22 protein-coding genes and 1 tRNA gene are annotated in these 23,368 nt (G+C 69.9%); 4 read left to right on the top strand and 19 right to left on the bottom strand.

What is annotated here, in order from left to right; translation table 11 throughout:
• Positions 1-27 precede the first annotated feature (27 nt).
• The 6 genes from pafA to ACNI3K_RS10120 form a co-directional block, all read right to left on the bottom strand.
• The gene (gene pafA / locus ACNI3K_RS10145) at positions 28-1,401 is read right to left on the bottom strand and encodes a Pup--protein ligase (protein ID WP_419392147.1); all 1,374 of its coding nucleotides are present in this window, start codon (positions 1,399-1,401) and stop codon (positions 28-30) included.
• Positions 1,402-1,472: 71 nt separating this feature from the next.
• Positions 1,473-1,658, bottom strand: coding sequence for a ubiquitin-like protein Pup (locus tag ACNI3K_RS10140; RefSeq protein WP_419391774.1), 186 nt, complete (start codon positions 1,656-1,658; stop codon positions 1,473-1,475).
• A 9-nt stretch (positions 1,659-1,667) separates the two neighbouring features.
• The gene (gene dop, locus ACNI3K_RS10135) at positions 1,668-3,191 is read right to left on the bottom strand and encodes a depupylase/deamidase Dop (RefSeq protein WP_419391773.1); all 1,524 of its coding nucleotides are present in this window, start codon (positions 3,189-3,191) and stop codon (positions 1,668-1,670) included.
• A gap of 2 nt (positions 3,192-3,193) precedes the next feature.
• On the bottom strand, positions 3,194-4,603 hold the full coding sequence (arc, locus tag ACNI3K_RS10130; protein ID WP_419391772.1) for a proteasome ATPase: 1,410 nt from the start codon (positions 4,601-4,603) through the stop codon (positions 3,194-3,196).
• Complete coding sequence (locus ACNI3K_RS10125) at positions 4,603-5,703, bottom strand: tRNA (adenine-N1)-methyltransferase (RefSeq protein WP_419391771.1); 1,101 nt, start codon at positions 5,701-5,703, stop codon at positions 4,603-4,605. The genes arc and ACNI3K_RS10125 overlap by 1 nt, the downstream gene beginning before the upstream one ends.
• A gap of 20 nt (positions 5,704-5,723) precedes the next feature.
• Positions 5,724-6,866 (bottom strand): site-2 protease family protein, encoded by a 1,143-nt coding sequence (locus ACNI3K_RS10120; protein WP_419391770.1) that lies wholly within the window; start codon positions 6,864-6,866, stop codon positions 5,724-5,726.
• A gap of 103 nt (positions 6,867-6,969) precedes the next feature.
• Here ACNI3K_RS10120 and ACNI3K_RS10115 point away from each other — a divergent pair, with 103 nt between their 5' ends.
• Positions 6,970-7,827, top strand: a complete 858-nt coding sequence (locus ACNI3K_RS10115) for a RecB family exonuclease (RefSeq protein WP_419391769.1) — start codon at positions 6,970-6,972, stop codon at positions 7,825-7,827.
• Here ACNI3K_RS10115 and ACNI3K_RS10110 read toward each other — a convergent pair.
• The gene (locus ACNI3K_RS10110; protein ID WP_419391768.1) at positions 7,797-8,486 is read right to left on the bottom strand and encodes an HAD family hydrolase; all 690 of its coding nucleotides are present in this window, start codon (positions 8,484-8,486) and stop codon (positions 7,797-7,799) included. The genes ACNI3K_RS10115 and ACNI3K_RS10110 overlap by 31 nt on opposite strands.
• Positions 8,487-8,510: 24 nt before the next feature.
• Here ACNI3K_RS10110 and ACNI3K_RS10105 point away from each other — a divergent pair, with 24 nt between their 5' ends.
• On the top strand, positions 8,511-9,386 hold the full coding sequence (locus ACNI3K_RS10105; protein ID WP_419391767.1) for a PAC2 family protein: 876 nt from the start codon (positions 8,511-8,513) through the stop codon (positions 9,384-9,386).
• Positions 9,387-9,424: 38 nt separating this feature from the next.
• Here ACNI3K_RS10105 and ACNI3K_RS10100 read toward each other — a convergent pair whose 3' ends face one another.
• A complete protein-coding gene (locus ACNI3K_RS10100) occupies positions 9,425-10,288 on the bottom strand; it encodes an undecaprenyl-diphosphate phosphatase (RefSeq protein WP_419391766.1) in 864 nt (287 codons plus the stop codon).
• Between the two features lie 67 nt (positions 10,289-10,355).
• On the opposite strand from ACNI3K_RS10100, the gene ACNI3K_RS10095 reads away from it, so the two are divergent.
• On the top strand, positions 10,356-11,315 hold the full coding sequence (locus ACNI3K_RS10095; RefSeq protein WP_419391765.1) for an aldo/keto reductase: 960 nt from the start codon (positions 10,356-10,358) through the stop codon (positions 11,313-11,315).
• A 27-nt stretch (positions 11,316-11,342) separates the two neighbouring features.
• Here the strand turns inward: ACNI3K_RS10095 and ACNI3K_RS10090 are convergent, their stop codons facing one another.
• Complete coding sequence (locus ACNI3K_RS10090; protein ID WP_419391764.1) at positions 11,343-11,696, bottom strand: primosomal protein; 354 nt, start codon at positions 11,694-11,696, stop codon at positions 11,343-11,345.
• 39 nt (positions 11,697-11,735) lie between these two features.
• Here ACNI3K_RS10090 and ACNI3K_RS10085 point away from each other — a divergent pair, with 39 nt between their 5' ends.
• Positions 11,736-11,993, top strand: a complete 258-nt coding sequence (locus ACNI3K_RS10085; protein ID WP_419391763.1) for a DUF5703 family protein — start codon at positions 11,736-11,738, stop codon at positions 11,991-11,993.
• A gap of 74 nt (positions 11,994-12,067) precedes the next feature.
• Here ACNI3K_RS10085 and ACNI3K_RS10080 read toward each other — a convergent pair whose 3' ends face one another.
• The 10 genes from ACNI3K_RS10080 to ACNI3K_RS10035 form a co-directional block, all read right to left on the bottom strand.
• The gene (locus tag ACNI3K_RS10080; protein ID WP_419391762.1) at positions 12,068-13,369 is read right to left on the bottom strand and encodes a M20/M25/M40 family metallo-hydrolase; all 1,302 of its coding nucleotides are present in this window, start codon (positions 13,367-13,369) and stop codon (positions 12,068-12,070) included.
• A 76-nt stretch (positions 13,370-13,445) separates the two neighbouring features.
• Positions 13,446-13,595, bottom strand: a complete 150-nt coding sequence (locus ACNI3K_RS10075) for a GPGG-motif small membrane protein (protein ID WP_419391761.1) — start codon at positions 13,593-13,595, stop codon at positions 13,446-13,448.
• A 110-nt stretch (positions 13,596-13,705) separates the two neighbouring features.
• Complete coding sequence (gene ligD / locus ACNI3K_RS10070) at positions 13,706-14,590, bottom strand: non-homologous end-joining DNA ligase (protein WP_419391760.1); 885 nt, start codon at positions 14,588-14,590, stop codon at positions 13,706-13,708.
• Positions 14,591-14,772: 182 nt separating this feature from the next.
• Positions 14,773-14,919, bottom strand: coding sequence for a GPGG-motif small membrane protein (locus ACNI3K_RS10065; RefSeq protein WP_193746376.1), 147 nt, complete (start codon positions 14,917-14,919; stop codon positions 14,773-14,775).
• Positions 14,920-15,163: 244 nt separating this feature from the next.
• Positions 15,164-15,252 (bottom strand) — tRNA-Leu (locus ACNI3K_RS10060).
• A 112-nt stretch (positions 15,253-15,364) separates the two neighbouring features.
• Positions 15,365-18,751, bottom strand: coding sequence for an error-prone DNA polymerase (locus ACNI3K_RS10055; protein ID WP_419391759.1), 3,387 nt, complete (start codon positions 18,749-18,751; stop codon positions 15,365-15,367).
• Positions 18,744-20,423, bottom strand: coding sequence for a DNA polymerase Y family protein (locus tag ACNI3K_RS10050; RefSeq protein WP_419391758.1), 1,680 nt, complete (start codon positions 20,421-20,423; stop codon positions 18,744-18,746). Before ACNI3K_RS10050 ends, ACNI3K_RS10055 begins: the two co-directional genes overlap by 8 nt.
• A gap of 89 nt (positions 20,424-20,512) precedes the next feature.
• The gene (imuA', locus tag ACNI3K_RS10045; RefSeq protein WP_419391757.1) at positions 20,513-21,232 is read right to left on the bottom strand and encodes a DnaE2-dependent mutagenesis accessory factor ImuA'; all 720 of its coding nucleotides are present in this window, start codon (positions 21,230-21,232) and stop codon (positions 20,513-20,515) included.
• Between the two features lie 103 nt (positions 21,233-21,335).
• Complete coding sequence (locus ACNI3K_RS10040; RefSeq protein WP_419391756.1) at positions 21,336-22,136, bottom strand: TrmH family RNA methyltransferase; 801 nt, start codon at positions 22,134-22,136, stop codon at positions 21,336-21,338.
• A gap of 154 nt (positions 22,137-22,290) precedes the next feature.
• The gene (locus tag ACNI3K_RS10035) at positions 22,291-23,367 is read right to left on the bottom strand and encodes an SPFH domain-containing protein (RefSeq protein WP_419391755.1); all 1,077 of its coding nucleotides are present in this window, start codon (positions 23,365-23,367) and stop codon (positions 22,291-22,293) included.
• Between the last annotated feature and the right edge of the window lies 1 nt (position 23,368).

Below are 23,368 nucleotides of genomic sequence, written 5' to 3'. Positions count from 1 at the left end.
CCCCTTTCAGGACGAGGTGGGAGGACATCATTCTACGGGCGCGGAGGCGGTGTTCAGCGCCTCGAGGAGAACGTCGACGCGCTCGTCCGTGTTCCGGAACGGGTCCTTCAGCAGCACGGTGCTCTTCGCGCCGCCCGCGATCTTGAGGTGGACCCAGTCCACCGTGAAGTCCTGCCGCGCGGCGAGAGCCGCCGTCACGAATTGGCCCCGCAGGTGCGCGCGCGTGGTCTCGGGCGCCACCGTCTTGGCTCGCTCGATACGCGCGTCGTCCACCACGGTCTGCGCGAGGCCGTCGCGCACCAGCCGTGGGAACAGCCCCCGCTCCGGCGAGACGTCATGGTAAGCAAGCTCGAGACGGGCCAGGCGCGGGTCGTCCCACGGGCACGCGAGCCGGTCGCGATAGCGTTCCAGCAGTCGCCACTTGATCGCCCAGTCGATCTCGGTGTCCACGAGCGACGGCTCCTGGTCGCGAACCGCTCGGATGCCGCGCTCCCACAGGTCGAGGATCTGGTCCACCTCGTCCGTCTGCGTGATGATCGCGCCGAGCTGGGATCGGACGGCATCGAGGTACTCCTGCTGGACCTGAGCCGCGGTGAGCCGGCGACCGTCCGCGAGCTCGACGGTCGCAACGCCGCTCAGGTCGTGGGCCACGTCGCGGATCGCCTGCATCTCATTGGCGAGCGTGAGATCTGGCAGGCGGACGTGCGCCTCCATGAGCCTCAGCAGCAGGTCCGTGGAGCCCATCTTCAGCAGGGTCGTCGTCTCGGACATGGACGAGTCGCCGACGATCACGTGCATGCGTCGGTACAGCTCGGCGTTCGCGTGGGGCTCGTCGCGCGTGTTGATCATGGGCCGGGACCGGGTGGTCGCCGAGCTCATGCCCTCCCACATGTGGTCGGCTCGCGGCGAGAAGCTGTACCCCGCTCCCGACTGCCGGCGAGTGATCGCCCCCGCGCCCGTGACGATCTGCCGCGTCACCAGGAACGGCAGCAGCGCCGATGCGAACGCGCGGAAGTCCGCGCGTCGCCTCACCAGGTAGTTCTCGTGGCATCCGTACGAGTTCCCGGCGGAATCGGTGTTGTTCTTGTACAGGTGGATCGTGCCTTCGACGCCGGCCTCCGCGAGACGGCGCTCGCCCTCCGCGACGAGGTCGTGCACGATCCTCTCGCCCGCCTTGTCGGAGGCGATCAGGTCGGTCAATGAGTCGCACTCCGCCGTCGCGTACTCGGGATGCGCTCCCACGTCGATGTACAGGCGCGACGCGTTGGGCAGAAAGACGTTCGACGAGCGCCCCCACTTCACCACGGAGTGGAAAAGGTGACCGGCGACCTCTTCCGGGGTGACAGCGCGGGCATTGGGCGCGTCCAGATGGAGACCGAACTCCGTCTCGAGTCCGAAGATGCGGCGCTCGGCAGCGACCTCGAGCGGCGGGGGAACCTCGGCCGAGACTCCGTCAGGGAACGCGACCGCGGCTACTGCCCGCCCTTCTGCACGAACGACCGGACGAACTCCTCCGCGTTGGTCTGCAGCGACCCGTCGATCTCGTCGAGCAGGCTGTCGACCGCATCGGTGCTCTCCGCCTTGGCGGGTGCGGACGGCGGCGCTGGCTCAGGGGCGTCGTCCTCGTAGGGCTGTCCGGAGGCGTGTGTCTGAGGCATGACTCGATCCTATCCCCGCGCGAGCTCGTCGAGCATGGGGTGGGTGGCGGCGAACGGATCGTCGAGGTGGAGAACCTCGAGCTTGCCGTGAGCGGTCTCTCGATCGAGCACCACCGACGCCCAGCCGGCCGCATCGACCAGGTGGGGATACTTGCCGACGAAGGCCCCGCGCACCGCCGCGCGCGTGGAACTCGGGGGCGTGCGCATCGCCCTCTCCACCTCGGCGTCGTCCGTCACTCGCGTCGCAGCGCCGGCGGCGGTCAGCCGCGACGCCCACCCGTCGCCGAGCCTGCTCCATTGCACGTCCAGCGCGGCGAGCCGCGCATCCGACCACGGCATCGGCACTGCGATCCCCTGCTCGTCGAGTCGTGTGTGCTTGTCTCGAAGCCGGCCGAGCAGCTGCAGCTTCGCGACCCACTCGACATCGTGCGCGGCCTCGAAGATGTCGCGGCCCAGCGCGTCGAGCACGTCCTCCCAGCGGGCGATGACCTGCGCCTCATCCGCATCCGACACGTAGTCGCGGCAGATCTCCAGCAGTGCGCGCTGCATCTCCAACGCAGTGGCTGACTCTCCTGACGCGAGCGGAAGCGGGGTGCGCAGCGACAGGTCGCGGGAGACGGTGCGCACTGCGGCCACCGGCTCGGACAGCACCAGCGCCTCCAGCCTCTCGTCGTCCGCCTCGATGGCGGACAGCACCAGCGATGTGGAGCCGATCTTGAGGTAGACGGGCACGTCGAAGCAGTTCGCGTCCCCGACGATCACGTGGAGACGGCGCCAGCGACGGCGGTCGGCGTGGGGCTCGTCGCGGGTGTTGACGATGGGCCGACGCAACGTGGTCTCGAGACCGATCTCGGTCTCGATGTAATCCGCTCGCTGCGAGATCTGGAAGCCGGGCTCCTCGCCCCGCTGGCCTATCCCGACGCGCCCGGCGCCCACGACGATGGGGCGCGTCACCAGGTGACTCGTGATGAGCTCTGCGAGGCGCGAGAAGTCGACATCCCGGCGGACCAGGAAGTTCTCGTGCGTGCCATAGCTCGCGCCCTTGCCGTCCACGTTGTTCTTGTACAGCGCGACGGCGGAGTCCTCCTCCTGCGCGTACCGCGCGGCTGCGGCCAGCGCGATCGCGTCGCCCGCACGGTCCCACACCACGGCCTCGCGCGCGGAGGCGACCTCGGGTCCCGAGTATTCGGGGTGGGCGTGATCGACATAGAAGCGGGCACCGTTACCGAGCACCGCGTTGAGGTGGGCGGGATCCTCCCAGGAGCCGCGGCGCCGCCGCAACGACACGAGTCCGTGCTGGGGGTTCCACTCGTGGGCGTCGGTGAGCATGTCCGCGCCAGCGGTCGCACGTTCGCGCCGGTGGCCCCGCTGGTCCTGGAGCGGGTCCTCGCCGCCGTAGTCCCATGGTGCGCTACGTCCATCGGCCCATAGCCGGCACGCGTCGACCAGCCGCGAGGACAGCAGAATCGGATTCGCCTGGTCCCGCGCAGGATCGACGATCCCGTACTCGGTCTCCAGCCCTGCGATGCGCACGCTCAGCCCTCGCGGAGCGAGCTCGAGGCCACAGCCTTGGCCTCCGCCAACTCCTGCTCGCACGCCTCGTCGACGTGGCTCGCGGAGATGCCGCGCTCGCCTCCGGCGATCACCGACTTGATCGCCCGGGTCTTGGCGCGGTCCACCGCGTTGCGCACGAGCGCGCCCGACATGTATTTGCCGTTGGACGGGTCCGCGTACAGGCGGTCCACGCCGCGCTCGATGAGGTCCGCGACGGCCCGCTCGCGGTCGCCGCCCACGGCGTCCAGCGCGGAGCCCGCCAGGGGCAGGCTCGTGGTGAGGTACTTCGAGAAGATGTCTCGTGCCGACGCGGCGTCGGGCCGGTTGATCTCGATCTTCACGTCGAGCCGGCCGGGGCGCAGGATGGCGGGATCGAGCATGTCCTCCCGGTTGGACGCCCCGATGACGATGACGTTGCCGAGCTGCTCGATGCCGTCGAGCTCGGTCAGCAGCTGGGGGACGATCGTGGTCTCCATATCCGAGCTGACACCCGAACCGCGCGAGCGGAACAGCGCCTCCATCTCATCGAAGAACACCACCACCGGCGATCCCTCGGAGGCCTTCGCACGTGCGCGCTCGAAGATGGTGCGGATGTACCGCTCGGTCTCGCCCACGTACTTGTTCAGCAACTCGGGCCCCTTGACCGACAGGAAGTACGAGCGGTCGGCGCCCACGGCATCGGCGAGCGAGTGGGCGACCGCCTTCGCGATCAGCGTCTTGCCACAGCCCGGTGGGCCGTACAGCAGCAGCCCGCGAGGCGGGGTGAGCGCGTGCTCGCGGTACAAGTCGGGGTGTCGCAACGGCAACTCGATGGCGTCGCGGATGCGCTCAATCTGTGCGGCCAGGCCGCCGATCGCCCCAAAGTCGACGTCGGGCACCTCCTCGAGCAGCAGCGCCTCGACTCCCGTGCGCTCGACTCGTTCCGTCGCGAAGCCCGTGCGCGGGTCGATGATGACGGTGTCGCCCTCATGAAGACGCTCGTACGCGTCGCCGCCGACGAGCACCACGATGCGCTCGTCCTCGCCGCGCGCCACGACCAGCACCCTCTCGTCGTCGAGCACCTCGCGCACGATGGCGCCCTGGCCGGAGCGCTCGGGCTCGGCGACCCCCACCACCACGCTCATGGCGTTGAGCAGCACCTCGTCGCCCGACTCAAGGTTGGGTCCGACCTCGGGCAGCATCGCAACGCGCATGCGGCGCCCGTTGCTGACGACGTCCGCGAGGGTGCCTTCGCGCTTCACGAACGTCGCGAAGGTGTGGGGCGGCTGCTGGGCCTCGGCGAGCTTGTCGCGCATCTCGCCGAGCGACTCCCGCGCGGCCTCCAGCAGCCGTTGCAGCTCGGTGTTGCGCGCCTGCAGCGCGGCGATCTTGTCCTGGCCCTCAGCCACCATCAGCGACCTCCGTCCTCAGCGCCAGTGCCGGAATCCGCCACTGTGTTGTTGTCAACGACTGTGGTGTGCTCAACAACCGTGCCGCCCGCGATATTCTCGTCGGCGCTCGGGCCGACTCCCATTTCGACATCGCGGGTGCGCTCGGCGTCGCGACGCACGCGACGCACCTTCTTGTCGCTCACCGACCGCTCGCCCAGCTCTTCCGGCGTCCAGTCCGCGTCGGTCGGGTACGCGCCCTTCGACGGGCGGCGCGTGCGCACCGGCGCCGTCTGGCCCGGCGCGAGCCGGCGGGAGGTGATCAGGAACCCCGTGTGCCCGATCATGCGGTGATCGGGACGGACGGCCAGTCCCTCGAGGTGCCACGTGCGCACCATCGACTCCCACGCCTGCGGCTCGGTATAACCGCCGTGGGAGCGCAGCTCCTCGGCGACCCGTGACAACTGAGTGGCGGTCGCGACGTAGGCGAGGAAGACGCCGCCCGGCGCGAGCGCATCGGCCGCCGCCTCGAGGTTCTCCCAGGGCGCGAGCATGTCCAGGACCACGCGATCGACCGTGCCGGGTTCCACCTCGCGCACGCGGTCGGCGAAGTCGCCGATCTCGAGGGTCCAGGCGGGGTGAGGGCCATGGAAGTGGCTCTCGACGTTGGCGCGGGCAATGTCGGCGAAGTCCTCTCGCCGCTCGACGGAGATGAGCCGTCCGCTGTCGCCCACCGCTCGCAGCAGCGACATCGTGAGCGCTCCGGAGCCGACCCCCGCCTCGACGACGGTCGCGCCAGGGTAGATGTCGGCCATCTGGATGATCTGGCCCGAGTCCTTGGGATAGATCACGGCCGCGCCCCGCGGCATCGACATCACGAAGTCGCTCAGCAGCGGCCGCAGCACGAGGTAGTCGTACCCCGCCGTGTTGGTGACCACCACGCCCTCGGGGCGGCCGATGATCTCATCGTGCGCGAACTGACCGCGGTGGGTGTGGAAGGTCTTTCCTGCCTCCAGCACGATCGTGTGGTGGCGACCCTTCGCGTCGGTGAGCTGGATGCGGTCGCCGGCGCTGAGCGGGCCACGGCGCGCGGCGGCACCGGCAGGAGGGGTGGGGGTGGTCATGCCTCCCAGTCTACGGCGCGCTACTGGAGCGCCTTCATGACGTCGCCCAGTCGCACCACGCCCACGATTCGGCCGTCTTGCGCGACGGTCCACACGTCGGTGCGGCCCCACCACTCACGCAGCGCCAACTCGAGATCGGCCCCCGTGAGAGAGGCGGGAACGGCCGCACCGCGCGGCAGCGGCATGGTGACGCTCTGCATGCTCGCGGAGGGCCACTGCTCAGCCGGGACGGCGTCCGTCAGGGCGACCGGGAAGTGACCGGCGGGGACTCCGTCCGCAGTGAGCACCACCACCTCCTGCGCGCCCGCTGCGTCGGCCTGCTGGCGCGCCGACTCTACAGTGGCGTTGAACCTCACCGGGACAGCGGGCACCATCAGGGTGCCTGCGGTCACGCCCTCCCGGCGGCCGAGCACCTCGGCGGTGCGCAGAGCGCCCGACGCGGCGGGCCACAGGATCGCGAAGATCAGTCCCGCCCAGAGGAGCTCGAACAGCTGGGGTGAGCGTCCCTGCGCGAGCGGATAGCCGAGCACGACAAGCACCACAGCGATGGCGATCACGCGTCCCGCCCACGCCGCGATCCTGACGCCGCGGTATCGGTCGCCGGTGACAGCCCAGACGATCGCCTCCAGCACGCGGCCCCCGTCCATCGGGATGCCGGGCAGGGCGTTGAACGCCGCGAGGATCAGGTTGGCGTAGACCAGGTAGCGGACGATCCCCGCGACGGTCAGATCGCCGGCGAGCAGCGAGAACAGCGTGATGTCGAGGGCGCCCGAGGCGAGCGCGAGGCCGCCGAGCGCTGCGAGTAGCACGTTCGCGACGGGGCCAGCGAGCGCCGTGACCCCGCTGACCATGGGCGTCATCCCTCGCGCGTCGAAGGTCGTGTGCCCGCCCCACAGGGTCAGCACCACCTCGTGCACCTGGCGTCCGAAAGCGCGCGCCGCCGCTGCGTGAGCGATCTCGTGCACCAGCACCGACGCGAACAGCAGCAGCGCCAGCACCAGCCCGACCGTGAAGGTGCGTCGGTCCAGGTCTCCCCCGCCATTGGTGGCGAACAGGAACGCCAGTAGCACCAGCATGAGCAGCGTGGAAGGCTGGACGATGACCCGGCCGCCGAAGACGCGGCCAAGGGACAGGCCCCGGGTGGGGGTCGGGGCATTGGTCATGGGGTCCACGGTAGTTGGTCGCCGCAGCGGCGGGAGCACCAGGCGGCACCACCATGAGGGAGTCCGACATCCGGTGTCTGCGACCCCGCCTACCCTGGGGGACATGGCCTCCGCACCCGGGATCTCGCCCTCGCGCGCATCCGACTTCCGCCAATGCCCGTTGATGTTCCGCCTGCGCGTGGTCGACCGCATCCCCGAGCCCCCGTCGCCCGCCGCGACGCTCGGCACCCTCGTCCATTCGGTCCTCGAGGATCTCTTCGATCTGCCTGCGGCGGGACGCACGCCTAGCGCCGCAACTGCCATGGTCGAGCCCGAGTGGCGCGCGATGCTCGCCCAGGACCCCGATCTCGCGCAACTGCACGCGGACGTCACCGCCGAGCGCATCTGGCTGGACGACGCCCGGGAGCGCGTGGAGCGCTACTTCATGCTGGAGAACCCGCAGCGCCTCGAGCCCGCAGCACGCGAGGAGTACGTCGAGTTCCAGCTTGAAGACGGACCGTCGCTGCGCGGAGTGATCGACCGGGTGGACGTTGCTCCCGATGGCTCGATCCGCATCGTGGACTACAAGTCAGGAAAGGCACCTCGTCCGCAGTACGGACAGGCTGCGAAGTTCCAGATGCGGTTCTACGCGCTCCTGGTCGAGCGGCTCCGAGGACGACGACCTGCCCTGCTGCAGCTGTTGTACCTCCGCGACGGGGGCACCATCGTGATGCATCCCACCGCGCAGGACCTGGAGATGATCGAGAACGAGATTCGCGACCTGTGGAACGCCATCCTTCACGCTGCCCGCGCCGGCGACTTCCGGCCGACTCCCTCGAAACTGTGCGGCTGGTGCAGTTTTCAGGCGCTGTGCCCGGAGTTCGGCGGCGTGACTCCCCCGCTCGCGTCGGCAGCCGTCGAGCGCGCCTTCGGCGTCGCGCCCGGCGAGGCTCAGTCGCCTGCGGTGAGCTCGTCGATCTGACGTCCCGCGGCGATCTCGCGTAGCAACGGCACGTCGACCCTGTCCAGCGATCTCACGCGTGACAGCCCGGGGCGGGGCTCCACGGGGACCAGTCGCTCCACTCCGATGGTGCGTGCCCCCGAGGCGAGCGCGGAGCCGATGCCCGCGGGCGAGTCCTCGATGGCGACGCAGCGAGCGGCGTCAACACCGAGCAGCGTCGCCGCGGTGAGGTAGGCCTCCGGGTCGGGCTTGCCGCGGGCGACCTGGTCCCCGGTCACCACCGCCGCGAAGGCGTCAGGAACCTGGGCGAGGAAGGCGTCGGCGAGCCGCGCGTAGGACATCGTCACCAGCGCGCACGGGATGCCCGCCGCCAGCACCTGCTCGAGCAGCAGCCGCGCATCGGCCTGCCAGGGAACGTGGCCGCGCACGCTCTCTGCAACTGCTCCCACGAGGGTCGCTGCGATGTCGTCGATCTCGAGCGCAACGCCCCGGTCCCGCAGGATCCGGGCGCTTTCGACGATGGGGCGACCCACCAGCGAGAGCCCGTCCTCGTGCGTCCACTCGACGGCGAAGCGGTCAGCCAGCGCGGTCTCCGCGCCGATCCAGGCGGGCTCGGAATCGATGAGCGTGCCGTCCATGTCCCACAGGACTGCGGCCGGCAGGGGCGTATGTGCATTCACGTGGCATGAGTCTAGGCTGGCGGGATGATGGAAATGGACCAGACCGACTCGGCCATACCTGCCGACGAGACCGTCATGGTCGCCGCGTTCGAGGGATGGAACGATGCCGGCTCGTCCGCATCTGCGGCCCTCGACCACATCGCACAGACCTGGGGCTCCGCCGAGCACACCACCCTCGATCCCGAGGACTACCACGACTTCCAGGTCGCACGTCCGTCTATCGCGAGGCTGCCGTCGGGTGACCGGGTGGTGTCGTGGCCTGGCACGATCGTGTCGACCACTCCCGGTCCACCGGAGCAGGCGGCACGAGTGGTGCTGGCACGCGGGATCGAGCCTTCGATGCGGTGGAGGACCTTCTGCGCCGAGGTCCTCGACGCCGCGGAGGACCTCGGCGTCACGACGCTCGTCACGTGCGGCGCCCTCCTGCTGGACGTCCCCCACACACGACCGTTGCCGACCTTCGTCACCAGCGACGACGACTCCGCGCGGGCGCGCTATGGGCTCGAGGCATCCGAGTACGAGGGCCCCACCGGCATCGTCGGAGTGCTGGGACACGAGGCCCAGCTGCGGGGCATCACCGTGCTGAGCGTCTGGGTGGGGGTGCCTCACTACATCGCGCACCCGCCGAGCCCCAAGGCGACCGTGACCCTGCTCGGCCAGCTCGAGCGCCTGCTCGGGGCGCCGATCGACCTGGGCGACCTCCCCGACGAGGCCGAGGCGTGGCAGCGCGGCGCCGACGAGCTCACGGAGGACGACGAGGAGATCGCCGCCCACGTGGAGCAGCTCGAGTCGCTCATGGACGAGACGAGCCTGCCCGAGGCGTCCGGAGAGGCGATCGCCGAGGAGTTCGAGAAGTTCCTGCGCCGCCGCGACGGCGGCGGGCCCAAGCGCCCCGACTGACGGCCGTCCCGACTGACGGCGCCGCGCGACTCCTGCCGCTACGCGACCGCGGGGATCACGCCTGCGGCGAGCAGCACCACGATCCCGATGGACAGCGCGATGCGGTACCAGACGAACCCCCAGTAGGTGTGGTGCGAGATGATCCTCAGGAACCACACGATCACGACGTAGCCGACGGCGAAGGCGACCACTGCGGCGATGACGGTGTTCGCGATCCCCGGGCCGCCGACGGCGGTGAGCTCATCGGAGTTGGAGAACAGCTGGAAGAGCCCGGAGCCCAGCACCGCAGGAATCGCCAACAGGAACGAGTATCTTGCGGCGGCCTCTCTGGTGAGCCCGAGCAGCAGCCCCATCGAGATCGTGCCACCGGAGCGTGACACGCCGGGAACGAGGGCCATGGCCTGCGCGAAGCCGAGCAGGATCGCATCCTTGCCCTTGAGCTCCGTGAGCTCGCGACGCTTGGCGCCGATCTTGTCGGCGAAGCCCAGCACGAGCGCGAAGATCGCGAGCCCGGCGGCGGTGAGATAGAGGTGACGCAGCTCGTTCTCGATGTAGTCCTGAAACACGAGGCCGAGCACCACGATGGGGATGGTGCCCACGATGATCCACCACCCCAAGCGGGCATCGGCGCTGTGTGCCCCCAGCCGGGCAGCCCGGTCGCTCCCGTCCTTGCCCGCGAGCGCGCGGCCCCAGGAGGCGAGGATCCGCACGATGTCCTTCCAGAAGTACAGCAGTACCGCGGCCTCGGTGCCGATCTGGATGATCGCGGTGAACGCTGCGCCCGGGTCGCCGCCGCTCGGAAGCAGGGGTCCGACCACACGCACATGGGCACTCGAGGAGATTGGCAGGAACTCTGTCAGTCCTTGCACCAGTCCGAGCACGACAGCTTCCCACCAGTTCATGACGGCAAGGCTAGCGTCAGCGCGTCGCGCCCACGGACCCACAGCGTCGACGGGTAGCGTCGCGTGCATGCAGCGCAGACGGGTCGGCACGAGTGGTCTGACGGTGTCGTCGCTGGGCCTTGGCACCATGACCTGGAGCCGCGACACCGGCCCGGACGAGGCCGGCGCGCAGCTCGATGCCTTCCTCGACGCCGGTGGCACCCTGCTGGACACCGCCGCGTCCTACGCGGGCGGCGGCGCCGAGTCGCTGATCGGCACCATGCTCGGCGGCACGATCTCCCGCTCCGACGTGCAGATCTGCACCAAGGCGGGCATCCGACGCACCGCCGATGGCGGCGTCATCGACGCGTCACGCGACACGCTGCTCGACACCCTCGACGCGTCGCTCACCCGCATGGGAACGGACCACGTGGACCTGTGGCTCGTGCACGCCTACGATCCGGTGGCCCCCGTCGAGGAGACGCTGCACGCACTCGAGATCGCAGTGAACTCCGGGCGCGCGCGGTACGTGGGCGTCTCGAACTACCCCGGCTGGGCGACAGCGCAGATCTCTGCGCTCGCCACGCGGCCCGCCGTCACCGCCACCCAGGTCGAGTACTCGCTGCTCCAGCGGGGCGTCGAGCGCGAGGTCCTTCCTGCTGCGGAGGCGCTGGGAATGGGCGCGCTCGCCTGGTCCCCGCTCGGCAGGGGTGTCCTGACGGGCAAGTATCGCGAGGCGATCCCGGCCGATTCACGGGCCGCGTCGGAGCACCTGGCGGGGTTCGTCTCGCCTTACCTGGACGACCGGGCCGCGGGAATCGTCGACGCGCTGGCGACGGCCGCTCAAGGGCTGGATGAGCCACCGCTGGCCGTCGCTCTCGCGTGGGTCCTGGGTCGCTCCGGCATCAGCTCGGCGATCGTCGGGGCGCGCACCGCCGCGCAGCTCATGCCCTCGCTCGCCGCATCGGCGCTCGACCTGCCCCCCACCATCGCGGATGCGCTCGACGAGATCTCCGCCCCCGGCATCGGCTACCCCGAGCGCAGGTAGCGAGATGGCGAGACCGTGCGCGCAGCTCTATCGCAGGTCGAACTCGTCGATGTCGTCATCCATGTCGTCATCGTCCTCGACGGCGTGGGGGTCGAGCGGATCGTCTTCTTCGGCAGTGCTCTGCGTCGGCTCGTCGTCCTCGTCGTCCTCGTCGTCCTCGTCGTACTCGTCGTCGCCGTCCGCGTCGTCGAGCACGATCGGCAGGGTCTCCCCGTACTCCGAATCGAGCTTGTCCTCGTACCGCTCGAACTCCGTGGCGACCGCCTCGTACGCGTCGTCCACCGCAGCGTCCGCGTCGCCTCGCCTCATGGCAACCGCCTCGAGGTGCTCCTCGAGGGCAGCGACCAGCCGCCTCAATGCCTCGGTTGCTTCTGCGCTCATGGTCATGACGGTACTCGCGGATCGTATTCAATGGGAGAGATGATGAAGGAAATCGCCACCGACTCCGCCCACGTGGTCACACCCTCACGCGGTCGAGCCCCGGGCTCGACTCGCCTCGAGTGGCGCGTGATCGACATTCCGCGCGACATGTCGCGCTCGGACACCCGCTCGATGCTCACGGACAAGGCCGAGCACGGCCGGTGGGAGCTGGCCCGCTCCCAGGTCCTCTACGGCGGGGCGCGCCGAGTGTGGCTGCGCCGTCGCGTGATGCGCGTGCAGCGCACCGACGCCGCCTAACCCTGTCCGGCACTCATTGTCGCCTCTGGGCGCTCTGAGCCCCCTGTCCGGCTCTGGTTGTCCCGTGCCGCCGTTCAGCAGTCGCGCAGGAACCGCTCCAGCACCCGCGTGCCGAAGTGCAGGCTGTCGACCGGGATCCTCTCGTCGATCCCGTGGAACAGGGACGGGAAGTCGAGGTCCGGCGGGAGCTGCAGCGGGGCGAAGCCGTAGCCGGTGATCCCCAGCGCGGCAAGGTGCTTGTTGTCCGTTCCACCCATCAGCGAGTACGGCAACACCGGAGCGCCGGGGTCCTCCGCCCCGAGCGCGGCGATCATCTTGTCCACGAGGGCTCCTTCGAAGGGAACCTCCAGGCTGCGCTCGGTGATGTAGGGCTCGACCTTGACGTGGGTCCCAGCGAGCTCCTCGATCTGGCGCAGCGCCTGCTCCTGCTGGCCGTGTAGATAACGGCTGTCGACGTAGCCCACGGCGGTGTCGGGGATCACATTCGTCTTGTACCCGGCCTCGAGCATCGTCGGGTTCGACGTGTTGCGCACCGAGGCCTCGATCATGGGAGCCATCGCGCCGAGGCCGGCGACTAGCCGGCCAATGCACTCAGGAGTGGGCTCGTACTCGATCTCCAACAGCTCGGCGACCCCTTGGAGGAGCCGCTCCGCGGTGGGAGTCAGCTCGACGGGCCACTCATGTGCGCCGATGCGGGACAGCGCGCCCGCGAGATGCGCCACCGCGTTGTCGCGGTGCACCAGCGATCCGTGTCCCTGCTTACCGTGGGAGATCAGCTTGAGCCACTGGATGCCCTTCTCCGCCGTCTGGATCAGGTACGCGCGCCGGCCGTTGACGTAGGCGCTGAACCCGCCGACCTCGCTGATCGCCTCGGTGGCGCCCCGGAAGTCCTCGGGGTGGTTGGCGACCATCCACTTCGCGCCGTAAGCGCCGCCGTGCTCCTCGTCAGCAAAGAAGGCGAGCACGATGTCGCGGGACGGCTTGGCCCCTGCATGGATCATGCTGGCGACCGACGCGAGGATCATCGCGTCCATGTTCTTCATGTCGACGGCGCCGCGGCCGTAGATCATGCCGTCCCGAATCTCCGCAGCGAAGGGGTCCACCGACCAGTCCTCGGCGAACGCGGGCACGACATCGAGGTGGCCGTGGACCACCAGTGCGTCGCGGTCGGGGTCCGACCCCTCCCACAGGCAGGTCACGCTCGCGCGTCCCGGCGCGGACTCCCGGATCACGGGGTCGAGCCCGAGGTCCGTCAGGAACGCCGCGACGTACTCTGCGGCGACGCGCTCCCCTGGACCCGGCTCATCCCCGTAGTTCGACGTATCGATGCGGATGAGGTCTTGGCAGATCTGGACGACGTCAACGGGTGTGGTCATGCACTCAGGCTAGTGCCCCGACATGGCGGCGCCTCCGGTCCGTGTACACGGACCGGAGGGCGTGCCAGGGCCTGCGTCAGCCCGCAGACAACAAACCACCACCGGGACCGATCAGCAGACCCACGACGAGGAGGATCGCCCCCCACAAGAAGTCCTTCTGAACGATGCGCACGATGCCAACGATTATGAGAATGACTCCGATGATCCAGAGAATGGTGCTCAACATGATGGTCTCCTTTGGTTCATGTCATCAGTGCTTCTGACATAGGGCTCAACAGCGCCGTCTGTCCTGGTTATTCCAGTCTTGTTACTCATTCGTGATCTTCCACGCAACTATCACCTCGCATCGAACAGCTCCGCCAGGGGATCCTCGCCGGCCGATGCGCGCTCGAGGGCGGCACCCATCTCGAGCTGGTCGAGCGAGTCGGTGAGTTCGTCCCAGGTGCGCGGGACGGCGACGGTTGGGCGCAGGCGCCCACGCAACGAGAACGGCGCCACTGTCGTCTTGGAGCCGTTGTTCTGGCTCCAGTCGACCAGCACCTTTCCGACCCTCGAGTCCTTGCGCAGGTTCGCCGTCACGAGGTCGTCGTGGTCGTCCTGCAGACGCACAGCGAGCCGATGCGCCAGATCGTTGGCACCGTCCACGTCGAGAGTGCCGTCCAGCGGGGCGTACAGGTGGATGCCCTTCGACCCGCTCGTCACGGGGACGCTGGACAGGCCTTCCGCGTCAAGGACCTCACGCGCCCACCTCGCCACCGCCACACACGCCGCGAGGTCTGCGCCCTCGCCTGGATCGAGGTCGAGCACCAGGCGGTCCGGAGGCTCGTGGCGACCCCCGGCGCGGAATCGCCACTGCGGGACGTGGAACTCGAGCGCGCCGCGCTGCGCGAACCACACCAGCGACGCGGCGTCGTCGAGGATCGGGTAGCGACTGGTGTGGTCCTGATGACGAATCGCGTAGCTCCGGATCCAGGACGGTGCGTCATCGTCGAGGTTCTTGTGGAAGAACGAGTCGCCGGGCGCTTCGGCCGTGCCCACGCCCTGCATCCAGCGCTTGCGCGTGGCCGCACGATCCCGCGTGTACCGGGTCAGCGCTGGCGCAACGGCCTCGACGTAGTCGATCACCTCACCCTTGCTCGTGCCCGTGGCGGGATACACCACGCGGTCCAGGCTGGTCAGCCGGATGCGATGGCCGTCGATGGTGCGGCTCGTGTCGCTCATCTCCTCATGGTGCGGCGGCTTCGCGGGTGCTGCAACATGTCGGGTGCAAACTTCTCCCGACAGCGCACCGCCGCCCGCGCGACTCCTGCTCGTGTTGAGCGGGACGCGCGGGCGGCGAGTGTCAGCTGAGGAGGTCGGGGACCTCCGCGTCACCATGAGGTGAGGTTGACGCCGTCATGCCGTCAAGTGAAGAGGCTGACGCCTCCAGGTCCGACGAGCAGGGCGACGACGATGAGCACGGCGCCCATGACGAAGTCACGCTGGATCAATCGGACGATACCGATGATTCCGATGATGACTGCGGCGATCCACAGGATGGTGTCCCACATGGCGTGGCCTCCTCTTGTTTCATTCCATTACTGCTTCTGGCGCCATCGACAACCGCGAGTCATCCCTGGACATTCCCCTGTCGTGACCATTCTGTGACAATCTGCGCGGGGTCGGGCGGCGCGGTGGACCTCCACGCGGTGGCTGCGGCAACGGAGAATGTCGGCATGGCGCAGCCCGGCTGCGGCGTCGCGTCTGCGGGAGGGAACGATAAAGGGCCGGGAGCGAAAACGCTCCCGGCCCCGATGGTGTCCGGAAGGGGACTTGAACCCCTACGCCCTAATACGGGCACTAGCACCTCAAGCTAGCGCGTCTGCCATTTCCGCCACCCGGACAGGGTGTCTGAAGTGCCTCATCGGCTCTTCAGCGCGACGGCAATCGTAGCATGGGGCGCACGGCCGGTTGAATCCGCTCGGAGGCGCCTCGCGCCCGTACCAGCGGCCCCGTTTACTGAAAGTCCCTGCTTTTGGCGGGCACCTTCAGGGACAGCGGTGAGATGTGCTCGGCGACCATGTTGGTGGCGCCGTCCGCCCTCTCGATGCGGCCGCGGATCACCAGCGCCGCAGACCGCCGCGCCACCGCCTGGAATCGCCGCCACACGCCCACCGAGCAGACGACGTTGAGGAAGCCGGTCTCGTCCTCGAGCGAGATGAAAGTCACTCCCTTGGCCGTGCCGGGGCGCTGCCGGTGGGTCACGACGCCCGCGACGGTGACGCGCCGCTCCGCCTCGTGACCGAGCACGCCCGCCACGGTGAGCACCCCCTGCTCGGTGAGGCCGTCGCGCACGAACACCGTCGGGTAGCTGTCGGTGGAGACCCCGGAGGCCCACACGTCCGCGACGGCCTCCTCGACCGCGCTCATCCCCGGCAGCATGGGCGCGGCGACGTCGGTCGACAGGTCCGGCAGCGTGTCGGGTCCCTCGCGTGCCAGCGCGCCCGAGGCCCACAGCCCCTCGCGCCGCGTCACGCCCAGCGACTCTAGGGCACCCGCGGTGGCGAGCGCCTCCCACTGAGCGGTGGTGAGCCCCTTCTCGGGAGCCAGCCCCGACTCTCCCTTCACTCCCGAGGGCCGCACCCGTACGCGCCGCGCCATGTCGGTCACGGAGGCGAAGGGTCTGGCCGCGCGCGCATCGACGATCGCCTGCGCGGCATCCTCTCCGAGACCGCGCACGGCCGCGAGCCCCATGCGCACCGCTAGGGTGCGGTCCACGCGAGTCAACACCGACATGTCTGGCCGCGCCTCGTCCGGCGTCTCGAACGGCTCGTCGAGCCGCTCGACCTGAGCGAGGACCTCCGAGCGGCTCACGCAGGGGCGCAGCACCACCTGGCCGTGCCTGCGCGCATCGGCCGTGAGCGACTGCGGGCTGTAGAAGCCCATCGGCTGCGCCGCGAGCAGCCCCGCATAGAAGGCGGCGGGCTTGTGAACCTTGAGCCAGCTCGACGCGTACACGAGGTACGCGAACGAGTACGAATGCGACTCCGGGAAGCCGAAGTCGGCGAACGCCTTGAGCTTGTCAAAGATCTGATCGGCGACGTCCGCCGTGATGCCGCGTTCGTGTGCGCCCACCATGAAGCGTGCACGTATCGCCTCCATGCGCTCCGGTGATCGCTTGGAGCCCATCGCACGTCGCAACTGGTCCGCGAGGGCACCGTCGAAGCCCGCACAGTCCATCGCCATCTGCATCAGTTGCTCCTGGAACAGTGGCACCCCGAGCGTCTTGCCCAGCGACTTCTCCAGCAGCGGGTGCAGGAACGTGACCGGCTCGCGCCCACGCGCGCGGTTGATGTACGGGTGGACCGAACCGCCCTGGATGGGCCCGGGGCGGATCAACGCGACCTCGATCACGATGTCGTAGAAGCGGCGCGGTCGCAGCCGCGGCAGGGTCGCCATCTGCGCACGCGACTCCACCTGGAACACCCCCACCGTGTCCGCCGCACACAGCAGGTCGTACACCTCCGGGTCCTCTTGCGGCAGGGAGTGCAGTCCGATCTCCTGGGATTCAACATCGCGCACGAACCCGAATGCGTACCGCAGCGCCGAGAGCATGCCCAGCCCCAGCAGGTCGAACTTCACGAGCCCCGCATCGGCGCAGTCGTCCTTGTCCCACTGCAGCACCGTGCGACCCGGCATGCGCGCCCACTCCACCGGGCACACGTCGATGACGGGCCGATCGCACAGCACCATGCCGCCCGGGTGGATGCCGAGGTGACGCGGCAGGCGCATGAACCGGTCTGCCAGGTCGAGCACCGGCTCCGGGATGTGGTCGAGGTCGTGCGTGGGCGGCGGCTCGGGCCAGGTGGCGTCCCGCTGCTTGGCGGCCCACTCCTCTTGTTTCTCGGCCGGCACGCGCAGCGAGCCCCACCGGTCGATGCTCTTGGACCACGCGTCTTGCTGACCCACGTCGAAGCCGAGCGCCTTGGCGGCGTCGCGCACGGCCGAACGCGGCCGGTACTGGATGACGTTCGCGACCATCGCGGCGTTGATGCGGCCGAATCGCTGGAACACGTACTGGATCACCTCTTCGCGGCGATCCGACTCGATGTCGACGTCGATGTCGGGCGGACCGTCCCGCTCGGGGGCGAGGAACCTCTCGAACAGCAGCCCGTGAGTGACGGCGTCGACAGCGGTCACGCCGAGCGCGAAGCACACCGCGGAGTTCGCGGCGGATCCCCGCCCCTGGCACAGAATGTCCTGGTCGCGGCAGAAGCTCACGATGTCGTGGACGATCAGAAAGTAACCGGGGAAGTCGAGCGCCTCGATCACGTTGAGCTCGTGCTCAATCTGCTTCCACGCTCCCGGCACGCGCTCGTCGCGGGGAGAGCCGTAGCGGGAATGAGCGCCGCGGAGCACCAACTCGCGCAGCCACGAAGCCTCGGTGTGGCCCTCCGGCACCGGGTACGGGGGCAAGTTGGGCGCCACCAGGTTCAGGTCGAAGGCGCATTCGGCTGCCAGGCGCGCGGCCGTCGTCACGGCCTGGGGATGGCGCCGATGCCGGTGCAGCATTTCGGCCGCGGAACGCAGGTGCCCTCCCGCACCTCCTGGCAACCACCCGTCCATGTCGTCCAGCGAGGACCGTGCCCGCACCGAGGCGAGTGCGGCCGCGAGGTCCGCGTCCCGCGGCCTCGCGTAGTGCGCGTTGGAGGTCGCCACGAGCGGCAGCGAGGCGTCGAAGGCCAGGTCCGCAAGGGCTGCGTTGCGCTCCGAGTCGAACGGGTCACCGGTGTCCGTGAGCTCGACCGCCACGTTGTCGCGGCCAAACAACGCGGTGAGCCGGTCGAGCTCGCGCCGCGCCGCGGAGAACCCCGCGGGAGTGATACCGCCGGACAGTGCGTTCGCCCCCGCGACTCCCATCCCGGACAGTGCGCGCCGCACGGTTCCCTTGCGACAGCCGGTGAGGATCAGGAACTGTCCCGCACCCGTCTCCGCCAGGTCCTCGAGCGTGTAGCGCGCTTGTCCCTTCTCCCCTGTAGCCAGGTGAGCCATGCCGATGGCGTGTGACAGCCGCGAGTAGCCCTCCGGCCCGCGCGCCAAGGCCAACAGGTGGCTGCCGCGCGGGTCGGGAACCCCGGTGGGCGGGTCCAGCACGGGAGGGCCGCCGGGGGTCTCGGGCGCACCCATGTGCAGCTCGGCCCCGAACACGGTGGGCAGGTCGATCGCGCGTGCGGCGTTCGCGAATCTCACGGCGCCGTAGAGCCCGTCATGGTCGGTGATCGCGAGCGCGCTGAGGCCCAGCCGCCCGGCCTCGGCGGCCATCTCCTCGGGGTGGCTCGCTCCGTCCAGGAAGCTGAAGGCGCTGTGGGCGTGCAGCTCGGCGTACTCGACACAGTCAGTCATAGACCGCCTCCAGCACCCACGCGCCGGCGGTGAAGGAGGCCAGCACGGCCTGCCCCGGACTCCCGTCGGGGCGCCGCAGCGCGATCTGCAGGCACGCGCGGCGCGAGGCGTCCTGGGACCACCACCGCTCGACCACGGGCCACGGGCCCGCCCACGCCTCGACCGGCTGTGCGAGCCCCCACGACGGCCCATTCTCTCCACGGCCCACGTGACCGGAGGACGGGTGACGACGGGCCGCGGCCGCGCGCTCGTCCCGCGGGTCCACCTGCAGGCGCACCCACGTGGGGGGCGCGCTCATCGCGAGCCGGCGGTCGATCCGCACCGGCGCTCCCCCGGCGTCCAGCACCTGCAGGGGTTCCGGCACGGGCAGCACGGTCGCGGGCGCAGGGTCGGGGATGCGCCCCGGCCACGGATGCTCGATGCGGCGGGAGGGCGCCGCCTCCTGACCCCACGGCAGCGCGAGCACCCGGTCCCGCGGAGACCTGCCGCCCTGCTCGCGCACGGCGAGCACGGCATCGGCCCCCAGCAGGGACTGCACCCGCTCGAGGGTGCGCTGGGCGCGCGAGTCCGCGCCCGACACGCCTCCCCACAGGTACGCCTGCTCGCTGCCGAGCGGCACCACGTCCTCGGCCGTCAGGCCCAACGACGTCAGCGGGGCGGGCTCGGGCCCTGTCGAGGTGCCCGACAGCCACCCTTCGAGCTGCCACCGCACGCGGTCCGTCATGTGCTGGGAGAACGCGCCCGACCGCGAGCCCACATCGGTGCGCCACACCCGCTCGAGCGTGTCGCCGCGCTCGGTGGTCGCCGAGATGCGCACCTTGCCGCACCTGACTCCCGCCTCGAGCAGTGCAGCGTCGAGCTGCTGGGCCACGTGGCCGGCGACGAGGGCGAGCTGCTCCACGCGCTGCGCCGGTTCCTCGAACGTGTAGGAGACGGCGATGTCCTCCTCGGAGCGGCGCAGCACCGGCGGGCGCACGTCTTCCCCGCGTCCGATGCGGTGGGCCCACATCCCCACCGGCCCGAACCTTGCGAGCACGTCGCCGGCCGGCAGCGACGTGAAGTCGGACAGCGACGTGAGGCCGAGCCGCACCAGCACCCCCACGAGGTCCTCGACTTGTTCGCGCTGACGCCGCTCCATGGCGGCCAGCGGCAGCACTCCCACGGGGGCGTCGGCCAGATAGTCCCGCGACGTGCCGGGCGGCACCAGGGTGGACGTACGCGCGGCCAGGATGGCGGCGAGTAGCCCGTCCGCAGCACCCACGGCGCTCTCGCAGCCCGCGAGCTCGGCCACGGAGTTCACCAACGCCTCCGCGAGCGCTGCCTCGGAGCCGTGAAAGCGGGCGGCGCCGTCGGCCGGAATCATCAGCAGCCCCGGGCGCGAGATCTCCACACCGGACACCACGTCCTCGGCCGCCGCCGCGACGGTCTCGAACACGCGCGAGTCCCTGCCCTCGTCGTGAGGCAGGATCACCAGGTCGGGGCACGCCCGCTGCGCGAGCCGCTTGGCGCTCCCGCGCCTGACCCCAGCCGCCCGCGCCGCCGCCGAGACCGCCATCATGCCGCGCCCGTGCAGCACCGCTGCCGGGACATCGGCGCCGACTCCCGCCTGGGACATCGCGGCGACCACCGGCCAGTCCGGCACCCACAACACCGCCCGACGCACTGTTGCCACCGGACCAGACTGAGCGGACGATGCGGACCCAACCCGCGCATCGGCCCGCGAGGCGCCGTCGCCTGCCGCTCGCCGCGACGCCAGCTCGCTCATGCGACCTCCCCGCTTGTATTGACGCGGTCGACATCCACGCGGGCACCAGGCCGCGCGAACCGCAGCCCGGGGGCGGCGTCGAGGGTGAGCCGCACGCGCCGCACGGCCCCCTGCCGGCGGCCACCGACCGCGACGGTGAGCTCGCGTTCGATGAGCCTGCCGTCGCCCGCGCCCAACCCGTCCCACGAGGAGCGCTCGACCGTCAGCGTCACGTGCGCGCCCGGCCACTCGCCTGCTGCGACGATCAGTCCGCCGCGCTCCTTGGTCCGCGAGGCCAGCCGGCGGCGATCGGCGTCGGACAGCGCGAGCCGCTCGCCGAGCAGCACCACGTCCATGCCGTCCACACACGCCCCGACGGCCTGCGCCGCCTGCGCGCCGGGATGAGGGATCAGGGCGAACCTCTCGAGCGCGATGCCGCGACGGGCGGCCGCCACCACGCCCACCGTGGGCATGCCGATAGCCGCGGTCCACGACCCGGCCGCCGAGGCATCGGCCGCGAGCATGAGCATGAGGGAGGTGGCGCCGGTCACGGAGATCACCTGCCCGCGCCCGAGTCCCTCCGGCAGCAGCGACTCGAGTTCGGGGGCAAGCGGCAGCACCGGCCGATCCTCTGCGGGCCGTCCCGCGCCGATGCGCGTCTCGACGCCCTTGAGCGCCGCACGCGCGCGGCTCAGCCGCTGCTGCTGTGAGGCATCTGGGTCAGTCGGGGTGGACATGGCGCTCCTGCGATCACTGCGAGAAGTCCTCGCGTTCGAACATATGTTCGATTATCGCATTCAACGCCGACATCGGTGCCGCGTCAATCTGAGAGGCCGAGCCTCAGCCCTCAGTGCGCAGCGCCCACAGCGCGACGGCCGATGCGGCAGCCACGTTGAGCGAGTCCACTCCCCCGGCCATGGGGATGGTAATGACCGCATCGGCCGCCTGCAGGGCCGCGCGCGACAGCCCATCACCCTCGGCGCCCATCACGATGGCGACCCGCTCATGCCTGTGGGCCGCGAACTCGTCCAGGCCCACCGCATCGGCCGTGAGTGCCAGCGCCGCAGTCACGAACCCCCATTGCCGCAACTCGTCCAACGCGCCCGGCCAGTGGACGGCCCTGGTCCACGGCACCTGGAAGACGGTGCCCATCGAGACCTTGACGCTGCGGCGATACAGCGGGTCAGCGCACGTGGGCGCCACCACGATCGCATCCGCGCCGATGCCGGCCGCCGAGCGGAAGATTGCGCCCACGTTCGTGTGGTCGACGATCCCCTCGAGCACGACGATGCGGCGGGCGTCGCGGGCGATCTCCTCCAGCGACGGCAGTGTGGGGCGCTCCATCGCGGCCAGGGCGCCGCGGTGCACCTGGTAACCGGTGACGGACTCCATCACCGACTCGGGGGCGACGTGCACGGGAGCGTCGATGCCGGCGGCCTCGAGTGCCTTCGTGATTCCCTCCAGCCAGCGCTCGCTGGTGAGCACGGAACGCGGCCGATGCCCGGCGGCCAGGGCGCGCTCGATCACTTTGGCGCCCTCGGCCATGTACAGACCGAGCTCGGGCTCGATGCGCCGGCGCAGCGCCACGTCGGTCAGTCCCCGGTAGTCGTCGAGACGCGGGTCGGCGGGGTCGGTGATCACGGGTCCATCATCCCCGACACTCGGCCCCCGTCCGGCGCTCAGTGTCGCCTACGGAACAGCAAAGCGTCCTGTCCGGCACACATCGACCATGAGTGCCGGACAGGACGCTCGGACCGCCGCTAGGCGACCATGAGTGCCGGACAGGAAGGTGGGGCTAGTTCTGGCCGCGTTCGGCGTCCGGGTTGAACGGACGGCCCGAGGTGGTGCCGGCCTCGGTGGCGTCGGACGTGGCGTCCGCCACCTCCTGCTTGGCCAGGCGCAGCGCCTCGGCGGGATCTGCGAGCGCGGAGGTGATCTTGGACTTGCGGTCCTTCCCACGCTCGTGGTCGCGCTCGAGAGGCTGCGCAGCCTCCTCGGCGCCGAAGGCCGCCGAGATCGACTTGAGCGCGCCGGTGAACTCGGTGGGCACGAACCACACCTTGTTCGACTCGTTCTTGGCGATCTCGGGAAGCATCTGCAGGTACTGGTACGCCAGCAGTTTCGAGTCGGCGTCGCCCTCGTGGATGGCGTCGAAGACCTGGAGGATCGCGCGCGCCTCACCCTCGGCCGTGAGGATCGCGGCCTGCGCGTCACCTTCGGCCTTCAGGATCGCCGACTGCTTCTGTCCCTCGGCAGTCAGGATCTGCGACTGCTTGACACCCTCGGCAGTCAGGATCGCGGCGCGACGGTCACGCTCGGCACGCATCTGCTTCTCCATCGAGTCCTTGACGGATACCGGCGGGTCGATGGCCTTGAGCTCGACACGGCCCACGCGGATGCCCCACTTGCCGGTCGCCTCGTCCAGCACGCTGCGCAACTGGCCGTTGATCTGGTCGCGGCTGGTCAGCGTCTGCTCGAGGTCCATGGTGCCGATGACGTTACGGATCGTGGTCACGGTGAGTTGCTGCATGCCGACGATGTAGTTGGCGATCTCGTAGACCGCGGCGCGGGCGTCCGTGACCTGGAAATAGATGACGGTGTCGATCTCGACGACGAGGTTGTCCGAGGTGATGACGGACTGCGGGGGGAAGGAGACCACCTGCTCGCGCATGTCGACCTTCTGACGAACCTGGTCGACGAACGGCACCAGCAGATGCATGCCCGCCTGCAGGGTGCGCGCGTAGCGCCCGAGACGTTCGACCACCCGGGTCTCCGCCTGGGGGACGATCTGGATCGCGCGCGCGATCGCCGTGATGGCGAAGATGACGAGGACGATCGCCGCGGCGGCGATCGCAATCTGGACTGGATCCATG

Source organism: Demequina ureilytica, assembly GCF_048553575.1.
Lineage (GTDB): Bacteria > Actinomycetota > Actinomycetes > Actinomycetales > Demequinaceae > Demequina.
Note: the sequence above shows the minus strand (reverse complement) of the source record. Positions and strands in the feature narration are given on the sequence as shown.

What these genes read in the sequence shown, in the direction of transcription:
- ACNI3K_RS10140 (WP_419391774.1), bottom strand. Translation starts at nt 1,658, where the DNA reads ATGCCTCAGACACACGCCTCCGGACAGCCCTACGAGGACGACGCCCCT.
- arc (WP_419391772.1), bottom strand. Translation starts at nt 4,603, where the DNA reads ATGGTGGCTGAGGGCCAGGACAAGATCGCCGCGCTGCAGGCGCGCAAC.
- ACNI3K_RS10125 (WP_419391771.1), bottom strand. Translation starts at nt 5,703, where the DNA reads ATGACCACCCCCACCCCTCCTGCCGGTGCCGCCGCGCGCCGTGGCCCG.
- ACNI3K_RS10120 (WP_419391770.1), bottom strand. Translation starts at nt 6,866, where the DNA reads ATGACCAATGCCCCGACCCCCACCCGGGGCCTGTCCCTTGGCCGCGTC.
- ACNI3K_RS10115 (WP_419391769.1), top strand. Translation starts at nt 6,970, where the DNA reads ATGGCCTCCGCACCCGGGATCTCGCCCTCGCGCGCATCCGACTTCCGC.
- ACNI3K_RS10105 (WP_419391767.1), top strand. Translation starts at nt 8,511, where the DNA reads ATGATGGAAATGGACCAGACCGACTCGGCCATACCTGCCGACGAGACC.
- ACNI3K_RS10100 (WP_419391766.1), bottom strand. Translation starts at nt 10,288, where the DNA reads ATGAACTGGTGGGAAGCTGTCGTGCTCGGACTGGTGCAAGGACTGACA.
- ACNI3K_RS10095 (WP_419391765.1), top strand. Translation starts at nt 10,356, where the DNA reads ATGCAGCGCAGACGGGTCGGCACGAGTGGTCTGACGGTGTCGTCGCTG.
- ACNI3K_RS10090 (WP_419391764.1), bottom strand. Translation starts at nt 11,696, where the DNA reads ATGAGCGCAGAAGCAACCGAGGCATTGAGGCGGCTGGTCGCTGCCCTC.
- ACNI3K_RS10085 (WP_419391763.1), top strand. Translation starts at nt 11,736, where the DNA reads ATGATGAAGGAAATCGCCACCGACTCCGCCCACGTGGTCACACCCTCA.
- ACNI3K_RS10080 (WP_419391762.1), bottom strand. Translation starts at nt 13,369, where the DNA reads ATGACCACACCCGTTGACGTCGTCCAGATCTGCCAAGACCTCATCCGC.
- ACNI3K_RS10075 (WP_419391761.1), bottom strand. Translation starts at nt 13,595, where the DNA reads ATGTTGAGCACCATTCTCTGGATCATCGGAGTCATTCTCATAATCGTT.
- ligD (WP_419391760.1), bottom strand. Translation starts at nt 14,590, where the DNA reads ATGAGCGACACGAGCCGCACCATCGACGGCCATCGCATCCGGCTGACC.
- ACNI3K_RS10065 (WP_193746376.1), bottom strand. Translation starts at nt 14,919, where the DNA reads ATGTGGGACACCATCCTGTGGATCGCCGCAGTCATCATCGGAATCATC.
- ACNI3K_RS10055 (WP_419391759.1), bottom strand. Translation starts at nt 18,751, where the DNA reads ATGACTGACTGTGTCGAGTACGCCGAGCTGCACGCCCACAGCGCCTTC.
- imuA' (WP_419391757.1), bottom strand. Translation starts at nt 21,232, where the DNA reads ATGTCCACCCCGACTGACCCAGATGCCTCACAGCAGCAGCGGCTGAGC.
- ACNI3K_RS10035 (WP_419391755.1), bottom strand. Translation starts at nt 23,367, where the DNA reads ATGGATCCAGTCCAGATTGCGATCGCCGCCGCGGCGATCGTCCTCGTC.